The organism is Deinococcus sp. AJ005 (genome assembly GCF_009017495.1).
GTDB lineage: Bacteria > Deinococcota > Deinococci > Deinococcales > Deinococcaceae > Deinococcus.
The window spans coordinates 287,974-303,709 of record NZ_CP044989.1 but is presented as its reverse complement, the minus strand read 5'-3'; the positions used below and the strand labels follow the sequence as shown (position 1 = coordinate 303,709).

At 63.1% G+C, this 15,736-nt stretch carries 13 protein-coding genes; 1 reads left to right on the top strand and 12 read right to left on the bottom strand.

The features are described 5' to 3' along the window. Positions 1-59 precede the first annotated feature (59 nt). Together DAAJ005_RS01705 and DAAJ005_RS18840 are read right to left on the bottom strand one after the other, a co-directional pair. The gene (locus tag DAAJ005_RS01705; RefSeq protein WP_151845589.1) at positions 60-1,022 is read right to left on the bottom strand and encodes an MFS transporter; all 963 of its coding nucleotides are present in this window, start codon (positions 1,020-1,022) and stop codon (positions 60-62) included. A gap of 124 nt (positions 1,023-1,146) precedes the next feature. Then, positions 1,147-1,296 carry a hypothetical protein gene (locus DAAJ005_RS18840; RefSeq protein ID WP_192930698.1) on the bottom strand — a complete coding sequence of 50 codons (150 nt, stop codon included), beginning with the start codon at positions 1,294-1,296 and terminating at the stop codon, positions 1,147-1,149. 15 nt (positions 1,297-1,311) lie between these two features. On the opposite strand from DAAJ005_RS18840, the gene DAAJ005_RS01700 reads away from it, so the two are divergent. Then, entirely contained in the window at positions 1,312-1,647 is a 336-nt protein-coding gene (locus DAAJ005_RS01700) for a hypothetical protein (protein ID WP_151845588.1), read from the top strand. On the opposite strand, the gene DAAJ005_RS18835 is transcribed toward DAAJ005_RS01700, so the two are convergent. The 10 genes from DAAJ005_RS18835 to DAAJ005_RS01655 all read right to left on the bottom strand — a co-directional run bounded on the left by DAAJ005_RS18835 (position 1,621) and on the right by DAAJ005_RS01655 (position 15,217). Further along, a complete protein-coding gene (locus DAAJ005_RS18835; protein ID WP_192930697.1) occupies positions 1,621-1,791 on the bottom strand; it encodes a hypothetical protein in 171 nt (56 codons plus the stop codon). The genes DAAJ005_RS01700 and DAAJ005_RS18835 overlap by 27 nt on opposite strands. 249 nt (positions 1,792-2,040) lie before the next feature. Continuing rightward, positions 2,041-4,530: a glycoside hydrolase family 3 C-terminal domain-containing protein gene (locus DAAJ005_RS01695; RefSeq protein WP_151845587.1), complete on the bottom strand. Its 2,490-nt coding sequence runs from the start codon at positions 4,528-4,530 to the stop codon at positions 2,041-2,043. Positions 4,531-4,811: 281 nt separating this feature from the next. Next, positions 4,812-5,660: a sugar phosphate isomerase/epimerase gene (locus DAAJ005_RS01690; protein ID WP_151845586.1), complete on the bottom strand. Its 849-nt coding sequence runs from the start codon at positions 5,658-5,660 to the stop codon at positions 4,812-4,814. Continuing rightward, entirely contained in the window at positions 5,647-8,121 is a 2,475-nt protein-coding gene (locus DAAJ005_RS01685; RefSeq protein WP_151845585.1) for a glycoside hydrolase family 2 protein, read from the bottom strand. The genes DAAJ005_RS01690 and DAAJ005_RS01685 overlap by 14 nt, the downstream gene beginning before the upstream one ends. Positions 8,122-8,265: 144 nt before the next feature. Continuing rightward, positions 8,266-8,880: a mannonate dehydratase gene (locus tag DAAJ005_RS01680; RefSeq protein WP_151845584.1), complete on the bottom strand. Its 615-nt coding sequence runs from the start codon at positions 8,878-8,880 to the stop codon at positions 8,266-8,268. Next, complete coding sequence (locus DAAJ005_RS01675) at positions 8,877-11,399, bottom strand: glycoside hydrolase family 2 protein (protein ID WP_151845583.1); 2,523 nt, start codon at positions 11,397-11,399, stop codon at positions 8,877-8,879. The genes DAAJ005_RS01680 and DAAJ005_RS01675 overlap by 4 nt, the downstream gene beginning before the upstream one ends. A 155-nt stretch (positions 11,400-11,554) precedes the next feature. After that, a complete protein-coding gene (locus DAAJ005_RS01670; RefSeq protein ID WP_151845582.1) occupies positions 11,555-12,364 on the bottom strand; it encodes an ABC transporter ATP-binding protein in 810 nt (269 codons plus the stop codon). After that, on the bottom strand, positions 12,361-13,374 hold the full coding sequence (locus DAAJ005_RS01665; RefSeq protein WP_151845581.1) for an ABC transporter ATP-binding protein: 1,014 nt from the start codon (positions 13,372-13,374) through the stop codon (positions 12,361-12,363). The genes DAAJ005_RS01670 and DAAJ005_RS01665 overlap by 4 nt, the downstream gene beginning before the upstream one ends. Beyond that, positions 13,371-14,204, bottom strand: a complete 834-nt coding sequence (locus DAAJ005_RS01660; protein WP_151845580.1) for an ABC transporter permease — start codon at positions 14,202-14,204, stop codon at positions 13,371-13,373. Before DAAJ005_RS01660 ends, DAAJ005_RS01665 begins: the two co-directional genes overlap by 4 nt. After that, the gene (locus DAAJ005_RS01655) at positions 14,204-15,217 is read right to left on the bottom strand and encodes an ABC transporter permease (protein ID WP_151845579.1); all 1,014 of its coding nucleotides are present in this window, start codon (positions 15,215-15,217) and stop codon (positions 14,204-14,206) included. The genes DAAJ005_RS01660 and DAAJ005_RS01655 overlap by 1 nt, the downstream gene beginning before the upstream one ends. Positions 15,218-15,736: the final 519 nt, after the last annotated feature.

Below are 15,736 nucleotides of genomic sequence, written 5' to 3'. Positions count from 1 at the left end.
TCATCAGGGCAGCCCTGATCACGGGAGAGTGGGCGTGGATTTCAGTGGCCGTGATGCGTTCACGCGGCTTCTCCCACTGGCCGCTCGGCGTACACCCGGAACCCGGCGCTTAGGATCAGGCACAGCACGGTCAGCATCAGCGGCAACGTGAACGCCGCCTGCAAGCCCAGCAGGTGGACGCCGAGGCCCACCAGCGGCGGCCCCGCCAGAAAGCCGCCGTAGAACACGGCGGTCATCAGGGCCACGCCCCGCGCCTGCCCGAGCTGCCACGCGGCACTGAAGCCCAGCGGGGCCAGCACCGACAGCCCCAGGCCCACCAGCAGGAATCCGGGCAGGACACTCTGGACACTCCCGGACAGAGAGACGATCAGAAAGCCCACGCTGCCCACCAGTGCGGCGGCGCTGGCCAGCGGCCCGCGTCCGAATCGTGCCGCCAGCCGGTTGCCCGCAAGCCGGCCCACCACCATGCTCAGGGCGAAGATGACGAAGCCCCGGCTGGCGATGTCCGGCGTGACGTCCATGACCCCCCGGACGTAGACGGCGGCCCAGTCGGCCACCGCCCCCTCGCACAGCGCCGCGCCGAATCCAGCGGCCAACAGCAGGAGCAGCAGCGTGCCGGGCCGTGACTGGCCGGTAGACGGCTCCTGCCGGGTGAGGTGGATGGGCAGCCTGACGGTCAGCAGGGCGCCGCAGACCAGGGTCAATGCACTCGCAGAGATCAGATGAACCGGGAGCGTCACACCCCGGCCCAGCAGGAGCGCCCCGATCGAGAACGCCGCATGGAAGCTGGACATGACTGGCCGTTCCAGCCGCTCCTCAAGCCAAGTGCCCAGGGCATTCATGCTCAGGTCCACGCCACTGAACCCCGCGCCGTAGACCAGGGCGGCCAGAATCGCTGCTGACAGGCTGGAGCTGAGCGGCAGACTGGCCAGGCCGGCGGCCATCACGGTCAGGCTGATCAGCGCCGTCGCCCGGCCACCGACACGTCTCATCAGCAGGGTGGCGGGCGGCAGGGCCAGCACGTTGCCCACCACCAGGGCGAACAGCAGCCTGGACAGTTGGGCGGGGTTCAGGGCGTAGTGGACCGAACCCCTGTCAGCACTTCGACACGTGGACCAGGCCCTGACAGTGGGTCAAATGCTCCCCTCAGTCCTGCGGAGCCACACCCTGCTGCTTACGGCCAGGCAGATCGCCACTGAACAGCTTGGCAAGCCGGCAGCGCCGGCACCGGTACGCCGGCCCGCCCGCGTCGAGGTCCTCGGGCGCCGGCAGCTGCATCTGGACGGCGAGGTGCATGCACTCGGTGATTCTGTGAGGGCGGCCCTGCTGCTGACCTACCTCACCGTGGAGGGGGAGACCACGGTGGCCAGCGCGGCGACAGCGCTACTCGCCGAGGGCTGCACCCGGACAGAGGAGAGGCGTCGGCACGCCAGTATCCGCGAGCTGGCCCGCTGGACGGGGGAGTACGTCCATCATCCGGCCCTCATCACGGTGCATACCGGACAACTGCGGCTGTCCGGAGCGTTCGAGTGGTCCAGCGATCTGGCGGACGCGTTGACCCAGGGACGCCTGACCGCAGCGGATTTGCCCCGCGTGGACTGTGTATGGATCCATGACCTTTCAGAGCGTTCGCTGGGCCATTTCTGAAGCAAAGGGGCTGTCCAGCTTGGGCAACACTGGTCCCGTGCCCGTCCAATCCAGACTCCAGTGCCAGTCCGTGGACAGCCGGTAACGGGTCGTCCCGTCCCGGTCTTCCACGATGCTGGCGCGGTCGCCGATCAAGGCGCGCACGCGGCGGATCAGCAGCCGGACCCGGCGGTGCTGCGTGGCGGGGCAGCCCAGCGCCCGCCCCCTGCGGAGGACTTGTCACTCTTCGCTAGCAGAGGGTTGGGACCCGCAAGAGCTGCGCCAGCAGGGGGGGTGGACGGCGAAGCTGCCCCAGTGCAGATATTTCCAGCGACATCAAAAAAGGTTCCGAACTACTGCGCTTCACTCAGGCATAAAAATAAACTTTTTATGAGAAATGCTGTAGTGCAGTGGTTACATGCGCTTCCAATGCAATTCCTGAATCCACTCACTGTCTAGTGTGAATTTAAGGTCTATCGGCAAATCCACGCTGTTCTGACCCAGCAGAAGCTCAAACCCGCCCGCATCTGCCACCCAGACCTTCCGGTCATCGTCAAAATAGGCCAGCGAGCGCATATCCAGTTGCACTTCCACGGTTTCCGCTTCCCCTGGCTTCAGGCTCACTTTGGCAAAGCCCTTGAGTTCCTTATATGGCCTCTTCAGTTTCACGTCCATGTCACGCACGTACAGTTGGGCCACCGTCTGGCCCCAGCACTGTCCAGTATTGGTCACGGTGACGCTAACGGTCACGCTGTCACCTGGCACGATCCGTTCAGCACTCATTCGGGCGTTCGAGAGTTCAAAAGTGCTGTAACTCAGACCGAAACCAAACGGAAACAGCGGCTGCGTTCCAGCGTCGTCCACATGCCGGTAGCCGATGAACAGCCCTTCTTTGTACTCGACATGGCCGTTTTCGCCGGGATATTGAAGATCAGGTGTCTCAGGGTGGGTAGGATCATCTGAGAGCCTGGAGACAAAAGTCTGCGGCAGGCGTCCGCCGGGGTCAGCTCGCCCGGTCAGCACATCGGCAAAGGCGTGTCCAGCCTCCTGACCGGGAAACCAGCCCTGAAGCAGCGCAGGCACCGAATCCAACCACGGCATCAGCACCGGGCCGCCCGTTTGCAGCAAGACGATGGTGCGCGGGTTGGCAGCCCGCACGACACGGACGAGTTCGTTCTGCTGTCCGGGGAGGTTCAGGCCCTGCCGATCCACACCCTCGGTCTCCCACTCCCCGGTGGTGCCCACGCAGACCACGGCGTAATCGGCCTGCGCGGCGATCTGGGCCGCTTCCTGCAAAGCGTTGGCTTCTAGAAGTGCGCGAAAGCCTAAACGCACGGCGCTAAAGCCTGCAACCGATTTCTCAACGGCCTTGGGCGTAACTTCCACCACAGCGGTATGCTCCCCGGCACTCAGGAACTGCCTGGCCCGCACCTCATTGCTCCCGAATGCGAAATAGGTGTCTCCAGGCTGCCAATTCGTCCAATTGTCAATGATTTCCTCGCTGTCCACGGTCAGACGGCTGAGGCCCGCGCTGTAAAGGCTCAGATCATACTCCGCGTCCTGGGGGGACGTCAGGGTCAGACTGAGGCGGGCGCGAAACGATTCGGGCTGAATCCCTTCAGGAAAGCTGGCCCACATCACTTCACTGCCCTGTTTCTCTTCGGTAGCGATAACCTCGCCGTCTTGGCCGAGATAGTCGATTCGGACCGGAACGTCCAGCGTGGGCAGGTAGCGGTCATTGTCACAGCCCAGCGCATAGGTCACGCGGTCCTCACCCAGCGCGGCGCGCAACCCTTCCAACGGCGAAACCTTGCGGTGGGCGTTCATCTGGGCGCTGCCGCCACCCATAACTTGGGCGCTGGCCGCGTTCGGGCCGATCACGGCCACCCTCGCACCTGCGGGCAGCGGCAAGAGGCTACCGTCATTCTTGAGCAGCACCGTTCCCTCAGCCCCGGCACGGCGAATTAAAGCGCGGGCCTCCTCGTGTTCCACGCCCTGTTCGGCCCCATCACTCGCGTCGCGAGCCTGGGCAAGGATTCCGGTGCGTTCGATCAGGCGCAACACATTTCCAGCACCCCGGCGCACGGCCTCACGGGTGGCTGGGTCATGCTGCGCCAGTTCTAATAGCTCCTGACGCGCTTGGCCCGGCCCTGGCATTTCCAGGTCAAGACCCGCCCGTAGCGATTCGCCCCCGCTATAAGTACCGCCCCAGTCGGAGACGACCAGACCATCAAAACCCCATTCACCGCGCAGAATATCCATCAACAGGTGCGTGCTTTCACTGACATAGGTGCCATTCACCTTGTTGTAACTGCTCATGATGGCCCACGGCCTAGCATCTTTGACCACCATCTCGAAGGGCCGCAGATACAACTCCCGCATGGCGCGCTCTGGAATATCAGAGCTGATGGTGTTGCGCTGGTACTCGGACTCGTTTCCCACGAAGTGCTTGACGGTGGCGGCCACTCCCTCCGCTTGAAGACCTTGAACGTAAGCTGTGGCGAGTGTGCCGGTCAGATACGGATCTTCGGCGTAGCTCTCAAAGTTACGGCCATTCAGCGTGGATCGAAACAGGTTGATGGTGGGGGCGAGAAGTGCACTCGCACCCTTATCATGCGCTTCTTGGGCCAGAGCCATGCCTATTTCGCGCAGCAGCTCGGTGTTCCAGCTCGCACCTAGAGCGATCCCCACCGGAAAGGCCGCCGTTGGCGTGCCACCGACCAGGGAGCCGCCGCCGCGCACACCAGCAGGGCCATCACTGACCTTGAGGGATGGAATATTCAGGCGTGGAATGGGAAGGGTACGCCAGACGTCCGCTCCAGCCAGCAACGCCACCTGTTCCTCCAGGGTCATCTGGTTGAGCAAGGCGTCAATGGACTGGGGGTGTGTTTCGGTAGGTGTCATGGGAAAACCTCTCGTGGAAAAGGAGTGTCGTATGGTTTTTGCCTGGTAACTACTCAACACGATGAACGCGACGAAAAACCGCCCTCTAATACGCCCCTAGCAGATTCAATATCCCGTATTTCGTTCTGAAACATATTTTCCCGAAATCTACATTGAAAGTATCGGCGATTCATTATCTAATTAGGGCAGTTTATGCGCTGAGTAATTACTTTGCCTGAATGATGCCGCATATCGTTGTGCTTTAAGGACAGAAATATAAATCCCAACTAAAGCCCGCGCCCTCAGCCCGTGCCGATGCCCAGGACTTCGCGGGCAAACCTGTAACTGCGCTGCACATTGGCCTCCTCCAGCGCCAGGGTTTCGGTCTCGCTGGCCTGCGGCTCGGAGACGATTTCCAGCATGATCCGGTCCAAGTGGGCCTCGCCTACTAGCACGTCCAGCACCGCCTTCAGGTCAATGACCCCTTCACCTAGGGCTACGCCATACGACTTGAAGCCCCAGTTTTCCATCTTCATGGCGTAATCCTTGAAATGGGTGTTGATGATATAAGGCGCGAGCTGCCGAACGGCAGCCACCGGGTTTTCAAGGTGGATCATGAAGTTGCCCAGGTCAACGCAGACCCCCACGGTGGGTGAATCAATGCGCTCAATGACCTCTAGCAACTCCGGGGTGGTGGCGTCGCAGTGGTTTTCCAGGGCGATGCGGATGCCCAGGTCCGCCGCCTGCGGGGCCACTGAGCGCAACAGGGCGACGGCGCGGGTGGTTTCCTCGGCCACGTCGGTGCCGCGCTCAAAGCGTGAGAAGCCCATAAAGGTCCGCATCAGCGGCGCGCCCAGCAGGCTGGCGACGTGCAATTCCTGAACGATGGTGTCTGCCGTAACGTAGGCCGAACCGTATTCCACAAACAGGTTGCGTTCTGCCGCCGCCGAGCGCACATCTTTCAGGTAAGCCGGATCGTGGCTGGTCAGGTGCGTCAGATCAATCTGAATGCCGTCAAAGCCGAGGTCATGTACATGCTCCATGTGTTCAAACAGATTCATAGGCTGGCGGGGCTTGACGTCGTGTGCTCCGAAAGCCATGCGGTAGCTGTAGCTGAACAGGCCCAGTTTCAGATCCTTAAGCCCGCTCAAGTTCGCCCACCTTGACCGTGGCTGCCGCGCCCAGCCAGCGGGCGGTCAGGTTGGATGGATTCAGCTTCTGCGTGCGGACCACGCGCGTTTCACCGGGCAGCAGATCCAGCATGTTGTCGTCCCAGACGGTTTCCGGGGCCGATTCCAGCCAGACGCCTTTCGCGGGGCGCGTCACGCTCAGGCTCAGGCTCAGGGTATTTGCGCCGGTCACCTCCACTTTCAGGCCGGGATCGGGGAAGGTCAGATACTTGAACGGCTCAGGCCAGCGCACCTCGCGGGCGATCACGTCCCCGCCGTGGCGCAGGGTGGCGGCCACGATGATAGAGGCAGCGTCGTGTTTGGTGGCGAAGATGCCCAGTTCGGTCACTTCGTTGGCCGCCAGCGTCACCTCGCGCGTCTCGGCCCCCAGTTCCTGACCGTCCAGCGCCAATGCGCGGAGTTCCAGAGTCACGGTCTGAACTTCCGTCGTGCCGTTGACGGCCCAGACCTCGGCCCCCTTCTCAGTCACGGTCACACCAACACTCACAGGCTTCAGCGCCCGCTTGATGGCGTAGTACGCGGGCTTGGGTTGACCCGACGAGTCAACAATGGCCCAGCTCGTCACCGGCCAGCAGTCGTTGAGCTGCCACACCAATGCGCCGGACACCGCCCGCTTGCCGCCTTTGCCCCAGCGCCGCCGCCAGCCTCGGTACGCGCAGTCCAGCGCCTCGGCCTGCATCAGTTGTGAGGCATACACGTAGCCCGGCAGATCGGCGGGAATCGGCACGGTGTCACCGATGTAGACGTTCAGGCGGCGCGGGCCGTCGTCCGCCTTGTTGTGGTGTTCCAGCGTGCGGCTGGCGGGAAAGCGTTCCTCGGGTGAAACGACGCTTTCCAGCAGCGCCAGGGACGGCAACGACTGCATCCCAAACTCGGCGACAAAGCGGCCCTCGTATTCGGGATAGTCCTGATATGGGGCCATCGCGCCATGCCACACATCCCAGGTGTGGCGGTCCCCGATCTCCTGATCGGTGGAATTCGGCCCACCGAACGCGCTGCCCGGCCAGTACGGCGTGGCGGGGTTCAGACGGGCGCAGACTTCCGGCAGCAATTCCTCGTAGGTGGATAGGGCGTCAAACTTGCTCTCGTCGCCGTTCGGCCCGTAAGCCCCCACCGAATGGGCGATCTGATAATCCTCGTTGTTGCCGCACCACAGGGCCAGAGAAGCGTGGTGGCGCAGACGCTTGACGGTCACCTCCGCTTCCTCCTTCACACTGGCCTGAAACTCGGCGTGGGCCGGGTACATCCCGCAAGCGAACATGAAATCCTGCCAGACCAGCAGGCCCAGCTCGTCGCAGGCGTCGTAAAAGACATCATCCTCATAGATGCCGCCGCCCCACACGCGGATCATGACCATATTCGCGTCTCTGGCCTGGGTCAGTCGGGTGCGGTAGCGCTCCGGCGTAATGCGCGGCAGGAAGTTGTCGTCGGGAATCCAGTTCGCGCCGCCGCAGAATATGGGCATGCCGTTGATCTCAAAGAAGAAGGATGTGCCGGATTCGTCTGCCACGGGTTCCTGAATCAGTCGGATACTCCTGACGCCCACCCGAAGTTCAGAGGAAGTTCCGTCTTCCAGCCCCGCCCGCACGGTGTACAACGGCTGCTCGCCGTGACCAGCGGGCCACCACAGGGCCGGGTTTTCCACGCTGAAGGTGTGGGCGACGCTCCCGGCAGCGGGCAGGGTTTGGGACGCAACCACTGCGCCGTCTGGCCCCAGCAGTTCCAGCACGACGTTCCCTTCGGTCTTTCCCTTCATGTTCACGCTCACCGGAAATTCGGCGCGTTTCAGGTCTTCCGACAGCGCCACGGCGCAGGCCAATTCCTCCAGCCGGGCCGCGTAGACCTCCAGCCGCACGCCGCGCCACAGCCCCGCCGTCATCAGCACCGGACCCCAGTCCCAGCCGTAGTGATACTGCGCCTTGCGGACATACAGGCGGCTGGAATCGCCGTTCCACAACTGGCGTTTGCCCAGTTCGGCCTCAATGGCCTGACCCCGCAACAGGGCAGAGGAGAACAGGACGCGCAGTTCGTTGGACCCCTCGCGCAATTGGCCCGCCACCGACACGCGGCGCGGCACGAACATGTTCTCACTTTCCAGAATCAGCTCGCCATTCAGCCAGACTTTTGCAAAGGTGTCCAGGCCGTCAAAACACAGGTCCGCGTGCTGACCGGATTCCACAGCGGGCGCGTCAAACTCCACTTGATACAGCCAGTCGCTTTCGCCCACCCAATGCACATCCAGCTCGTTCAGGCCGACGTTGGGATCGGGAATGCGGCCCGTCGCCAGCAGATCCTGATGCACCGTGCCAGGAACGCTGGCGGCGGCCCAGTCAGAATCAGAGGCGAAGTCGTCGTTCAGGGGGTTCTGAGGTTTGCGGGCCTTGAAGTGCCAGCCGCTGTGAAGGCTCAGTGAAGTGTTCATGGAAGCTCCTTGATGGGTTCGTTTGTTCTTACGTGCTTACTGTCTTTCCTGCTCTGCGCCGGGGCATTTAACCTCGCTACGTTGATTAGCTCCTGAAGGTACACCGCCCCTGGCGCACGGTCAGCCCGTCTCTGGAACGGCCCGTCACGCCCCAGATCGTCCGACCATGATCTGGGCGGGGCGCAGCCGCTCAAGCAGCATGACGGCTCGGGCCAGCTTCACGTCACCGTGGGCGCTGAGATGGGCCACCTCCTGAAAATCCTGTTCGCCACTGCGACGTACGTTGCGGGCATGGACGAAGTGAATCCACGCCGCATAGCGCCGTGCCAGCGCGGGCAGATTGTTGTCCGCCCGCGCCCCCAGCGAACCGGTACAGAACGTCAGGCCGTGGTGTTCGTCCGGCCTGGCACCAACCAGAAAATCCAGATTGGCGGCGGTGCTGACCACGCGCGGCAGCCCCAGCATCGGCCAGGGTGGAGCGTCAGGATGATTGGCCAGCCGCACCGCCTCGGGAACCACTGCCCGCAGGAAAGACGCCAGATGTTCGCGCAGGCGGCGGCCATTTCTGGTTTCCAGCCGCAGATCAGAAAAATCGTGGAGCAAAGCGGCAAAGTTTCCGGCGACCTGTGGGGCACGGGCGGTCAATTCGGCGTTCTGGAGGGTTTCCAGGCGCGCACGGACCAGCCCCTGACCATCCGGCGTGAAGAGAGGCAACAGCTGGTCACGGGCCAGCACGCCGCGCAGATCTGCCCAGGTCATTGCTGAAGCTGACGTGCCTGAAACATCTTCAGTTCCACGTCCTCTGGCCGCAGCGCCCGGACCGGGTGGGTGGCCGTGACGGTGCGGCTCTGTCCAGCCTCCAGGTCAAAGAAATTGTCGCTGAAAGTAACCACCTCGTCGCTGGTGAAGTGGACGAGGTAGCTGTACTGGCTGGCCGTGACGCTCAGGCTCAGGCTGCCGTCCGGCTGGGCGCGGGCCTCCAGGATGGGAAGGGTCTGGGGCAGCTTCAGGTCCTTGATCTCCACGAAGAAATGGGTGCTGGCCTCAAACTGGCCGCCCCGCGATTCCAGACGCAAATAATGGTGGCCGTCGGCATGCAATTCTTCCGCTGCCAGATTCAGGACCGCGAAGCTCTGGCCGTGGCCCATCTGAACGTCCACGTCCCGCGTCCAGAGGGTCTGCCCGGCGAAGTCCATCAGGCGCCCAGTCAGGGTGTCGCGTACCTCTTCCCGGCGCTCGCTGGTGAGCCAGATCTCTGCACCGCCGCCCTCCAGCGGCTTAACACTTGCCAGCAGCGGCGCGAAAGCCCGCCGGGCAAACCAGTACCCGGCTTTGGGCACGTTGTCCGAATCAATCACGCTCCAGCTCAGCACCGGCCAGCAGTCGTTGAGCTGCCAGATCAGCGCCCCCGAGCAGTGCGGCATGCGGCGGCGGTAGTGTTCGATGCCGAACCTGAGACCCTCTGCCTGGGCCACCTGGGAGAACAGCAGGTATTCGGCCAGATCGCCGGGCAGGCCGGTGGTCCCTTCCATCAGGGCGTCGCCCTTGTTCTTGGGGTTGTCCTTGTTGTGGTGGTCCATGCTGGGGCTGTGGTGGTACAGCTCGCCTTCAGGGATCACGCGCCGCAGGGTCCGCAGGGCAGGCGCGGCGTGCATGCCAAATTCGCTGATAAAACGGCCCATGTCCACAGCGTAATTGCGGTAAGACACGCCCTCGGGCGTGCGGTCCAGCCCGATGGGGTCGCCAAACTGCCGCACGATGGGACGTTGGCCGTGCCACACGTCCCAGTTGTGGCGGTCACCGTCTAACATCGAGTTGTGATCGTTGCCGCCGAAGGGGCTGCCCGGCCAATACGGCACCTGACCATCAAGTTCTGTCACCACTTCGGGCAGAATTTTGGCGTAATACAGGTCACCCGTGGCCCGCGTCAGATAACGCATCTCCTGAATCCACTGGTTCTCGTTGTTGCCGCACCACAGCGCCATGCTGGCGTGGCTTCGCAGCCGCCGCACCTGATACTCCGCCTCGGCCCGGACCTCCTGGGCCAGTTCGTCTGTTTCGGGGTATGGCGCACAGGCGAACATGAAGTCCTGCCAGACCAGCAATCCCAACTCGTCGCACAGGTCATAGAAGGCGTCATGCTCGTACACCCCGCCGCCCCAGACGCGCAGCATGTTCATATGGCCCTGCTGGGCCAGCCGGATCGGCGGTTCGTAGCGCGCGCGCGTCAGGGTCCCCACAAAGGAGTCGGCAGGAATCCAGTTGGCCCCCCGCGCGAAGATTGGCAACCCGTTGAGGACAAAGCGGAAAAAGCGGGTGCCGGGTTCGTCGGCGTCGGGCGACTGGTCCAGATGGATGGTGCGGACGCCGACTTGCTGGCTGAGCTGGTCCAGCGGCTGATCGTCCAGCAACAGGCGCACTTCCAGACTGTGCAGCGCAGGCGTTCCCAGGTCGTGGGTCCACCACAGGGCCGGATCACGCAGCTCAAACGACACCTCGCCCCCCGTCTGTCCGGCCTCCAGCGTGAGTTGCCGGGTCAGGGCCTCGCCGGAGGGCAGGGTCAGCGTGAATTCGGCATTCAGGGGGGCGTCGGTTGCGAAGCGCTCCACCTCCACACTCGCCGTGACCACTGCAAACGTGTGGGTGGCATTGAGTGTTACCGTAGCAAATTGCACGCCAGTCAGCCGCGCGGCCCGTTCGCGGCGCAACTTCACGCCGCGCCACAGCCCAAAGGTGGGCAGCACCGGACCCCAGTCCCAGCCGTAGCCGAACTGCGCTTTCCGCATCGCCACCTTCGGCTTGACGATCTCGGGGTCCCAGGCCGGAACCTGCGCCAGATTAACGTGCTGAAGTGGCGGATCGAGGCGCACCGCCAGCGTGTTGGGGCCGGGCCGCAGCTTGATAGTTACGTCAAAAGCGTATTCGCGGAACATGTTCTGACTGGTTCCCAATACCTCGCCGTTGAGGTAATAGGTGGCGTAGGTGTCCACGCCGTCAAAGACCAGCCGCAGGCGCTCGTCCGGGGCCAGGGCGTCCTGCGGGCCAGTCAGGATGGTGCGGTACCACCACTCGCGCTCCTGAATCCAGTCGGCTTCCGGCTCGTTGCGGTCATAGAACGGTTCGGGCAGGCGGCCCGCCGCCACCAGGGTGCGGTGAACGTCGCCGGGCACAGCAACCGGGAGCCAGCCAGCAGTGTCCAGTTCAGGCGTGTGGGCCTGCTGCCGTTCTCCCTCTCCGGGGGCGAAATCGTGAAGGAGCCAGGGAGCAAATACAGTCATCAAAACCTCGCGCAACAGGGAATGGGTTGGGGGGAGGGCGTGGGAACTGGACGCGCCCAGCATGGCAGCTCAGCCGGACGCGGGATGATCTCTGAAATTTCCCCTCCGAAAGCGGCTGTGTCAGGTCATGAGGAGGGGCGGGAGAAGAGCGGCAATCAGTGCAGCTTGGGAACGTCTGCCAGCAGTTGCTGGGTGTAAGGATGGCAGCGCTCGGCCACCACGGTCTCGGTATCGCCCTGCTCGACCAGTTCGCCTCGGTACATCACCAGCAGGCGGTCACTGACGTAATACGCCTGCCCCAAATCGTGGGTGATCAGCAGAATGCTCAAACCTTGTTGATCGCGAAGGTCTCGCAGCAAGTTCAGCAGGCTGACGCGCAGCGAGGCGTCCAGCATGGAGGTGGGTTCGTCGGCCACCAGCAGGCGCGGGCGCAGCATCAGGGCGCGGGCGATCATCACGCGCTGGCGCTGGCCGCCCGAGAGTTCGTGAGGGCGCTTGTCCAGCATGGCCGGGGGAATGCCCACCTGCGTCAGCGCCTCGGCCATGCGCGTTTCCAGCTCGTCGCGGCTTAACTTCTGGTCCAGCACGCCCAGCGAGGTCCGTAGCAGGCGGCGCACCGTGTAGAACTGATTGAACGACGCCGAGGGGTCCTGAAAGGCGGCCTGCACGCTGCGCCAGTAGGAGCGCTGGGAGTGCTTGCCCACCGCCTCGCCCTCCAGCCGAATCTCGCCGCTGGTGGGGAGCAGCAGGCGCATCGCCAGCCGCGCCAAGGTGGTCTTGCCGCTGCCGCTCTCGCCCACCAGCGCCACGATCTGGCCCGGCGCGATCTGGAAACTCACGTCCTTGACCGCCGTGACTGAGCCGAACACGCGGCTGACACGGTCAAATTCTAGTAATGGTGTGGACGACGTAGCTTCGTTCTGCAAGCTGACGGGAGCCGCTCCATCTACCTGATGCCCGGTCATGCGCCGCTCCGGGCCACGGCGGCAGGTGTGACTGGCTGCCCCTGCGCCGCCTCGGCCACGCGCCAGCAGTACGCGAAGGATTCCAGATCGCCCACCCGTGGCGGATCGGTCAGGCATTTGTTGTCCGCCAGCGTGCAGCGCGGGTGAAAGCGGCACCCGGCGGGCGGATCGGCCAGGTCCGGCGGTGTGCCGGGAATGCCCTCAATGCGGTGACGGCGCACATACGGCTCCGGCACCAGCACCGAACCCACTAAGGCGCGGGTGTACGGGTGGCGGGGTTCGTTCAGCATCTGATCGGTCTGGCCCAGTTCGGCCAGTCGCCCGGCATACATGATCGCCACCCGGTCTGCCACCGTCCGCATCAGCGGCAGATCGTGGGTAATGAAGACCACGCCCCGGATGATTTCGCGCGACAGCAGATCGCGCAGTAGGGCCACCAGTGCCTGTTGCGAGGACACGTCCAGCGCACTTGAAGGCTCGTCGGCGATCAGGATGCGCGGGTTAAGCAGCGTGCTGATCACCGCCACCACACGTTGGCGCATGCCCCCGGACAGTTCGTGGGGGTACTGGTCCACCGCGCGCGGTGGCAGGCCCAGCTCGCCCAGCCGCTCCGCCGCCCGCTCACGGGCAGATTTGCGCGTCACCCCTTTTTCGTGGGCGCGCATCACGTCGTAGGCCAGATCGCGCACCCGCACGGTGGGGTTAATGGCGTTTATGGCCCCCTGCGGCAGCACGCTCAGCAGGGTTCCGCGCTGCGGGCGAGGTAGCGCCTGGCTCAGGTCGGCCAGTTCGCCGTCCATGCTCAGGGTGCCGCCAGTCACGCGTAATGGGGGGTTGATGTTACGAGCCAGCAAGGCGGCCAGGGTGCTTTTGCCGCAGCCCGATTCGCCTGCAATGCCCAGCACCTCGCCCTCGCGCAGGGTCAGGGTCACGTCGTCCACAGCCTGCACCAGTCCGGCGGAGGTGACATATCCAGCACTGAGGTTCTCGGCGCGCAAAAGGTCGCTCATGTGTTCCTCCTCAGACGCGGGTTGAAGTATTCGTCCAGGCTGGACTGCACCATCAGCAGCGAGAACGAGATCAGCGCCAGGATCAGCGTGGGCGGCAAAATCGCCCAGTACGCCCCGGTCCGCAGCGCTTCGCCCTGAAGCGCGCCCTGAAGCAGCTTGCCCAGCGAGATGCTGTTGTCCGGCCCCAGCCCCAGCAAACTTAGCCCGGCCTCGTTCAGGATGCCGCTGGACATCTGAAGCACAAAGGCCATCACCACGTAACTGGCCATGTACGGCAGGATTTCGCCCAGCAGGATGCGCGGGGTGCTGATGCCCGACAGCCGCGCCACGTCCACATGCTCGCGGCTGCGTAAGCTGGCGGCCTGGGCGCGCACGGCGCGGGCAGTCCAAGGCCAACTGGTCACGCCGATGATCACCCCGAGCAGAACGGTGCTGCGCGAGTTCAGCGTGACCGACAGCAGCACCAGAATCACGATGGTGGGAATGGTGATGAACACGTTGGTCATGCCCATTAAAATCTCGTCGAGCAGGCCGCCGAAGTACCCGGCGCTCAGGCCGATGATCACCCCGATCAGCGTGGCGATCACTCCGGCCACCAACCCGATATACAGGCTATTGCCAATGCCGTGGATCAGTTGCAGGAAGACATCGTTGCCGATGGCGTCGGTACCCAGCCACAGTTTGCTGTCGGGGCGGTCATAGCGCCCGCCGACAGCAAACAGCGGGTTGGCGGTTCTGATCATTGGGCCGATCACGCCCACCAGCACCACGATCAGCAGCAGCACGGCGCTGAAGGTAAAGCGGGAATTTTTCAGCAAGGAACTCAGCATCAGCGTTCTCCCTGTTGCGAGGCGCGGATGCGCGGGTCGATGAAGCCGTAACTCAGGTCCACCAGGAAGTTGGCCCCCAGCACCGCCAGCGTGATCAGAATGGTGATGCCCTGAATTACTGGGTAATCGTTCTGCCCGATGGCCGTGAACAGCGTGGTGCCGATCCCTGGATAAGAGAACACAATCTCGGTGATTAGCGCGCCCCCCACCAGTGAGCCAATCGCCAGTGCTAGTCCGGTGATCTGCGGCAGCATGGCGTTGCGGAAAATGCCGCGAATGATGCGGTTCTCGCCCAGGCCCATGCTGTTCTCGTAGCTCACGTAGTCCGATCCCAGCTCATAAATTGCCATGCTCCGCATCCCCACCGCCTGCCCGCCGATCACGATCAGCACCAGGGACAGGAAGGGCAGGATGTAATGTTGCAGCGCATCCACGAAAAAGCCGAAGGTAAAGGACGGAGAGTTGATGAAGTTGTAGCCCCCGCTGCTGGGCAGAATGGGCCACGCCACTGCAAAGCCGTACAGCAGCAGGATAGCCAGACTGAAGTACGGAATGCTGGAAAAGCCCAGTGCCCCCAGAAACACCGTGCGGTCAAACACGCCGCCCCGGTAAGCGGCGATTGCGCCCAGCACGTTGCCGATCAGCCAGCCGATCAGAATGGCGGGCAGTTGCAGCGCGATGCTCCAGGGCAGCGCGGCCCGCACGATGCTGTTGACGCTGGCCGGGTAGTTGGCGAAACTGGTGCCCAGATCACCGTGAAACAGACGGTTGAGGTAGGTGCCGAACTGCACGATCAGCGGCTGATCGAGGCCGAATTCCTTGATGTAGGTGGCGTAGATGCGTTGCAGGCTGGCGCTGCTGACGGTGCCGCCACTGCCCATGCCGCTCACGATCTGGTCCACCGGGTTTCCGGGAATCAGACGGGGCAAAAAGAAATTGAGCGCGGCAGCGGCCAGAAATGCCAGCAAATACCACGCGATCTTGGTCAACAGGTACCGGGTAAAGGGTTTCACATGGCACTCCTTGGGGTGGCGCTTCCTAGAAACGGGGGCGAACCGAACACTGGCTGCCCCCTGACACGGATTCCGACTAGAGCAGTTGTCATAAAAATGACCTTTTTATGACCGAGCGGAGCGAGGGACTTTTGTCGAGCAGGTTGGCGAATGGAGTCGCCGGAAGTCCCTTTTTCTGGTGACATAATTCAGAAACCTGCTCTAGAGGATTTGATAGAAAAGATGCACTATCCTGAGTGAAGCTGGATTGCCTGGGGACGCTCTTTGGAATGCCTCAAGCTCATCCAGTCCAACAACTATTCCGCCAAATGCTCTAAAACGTGTTGAGAACTCCTGGAAATCCGGATAGAGCGAGAGGGAAAACATCGGGTTCACGGCATGAAAGGAATGAACCGGCAAAGCCCCGATTGATGCACGAAACCGACGGGATCCGTATGGATTAATCTGAATCAATAAAGGTCGCTGCCCGGTGTGGCCAGCACAGCGCCGAGGGAACGGCTGTCGAGGCGACCGGGCAAC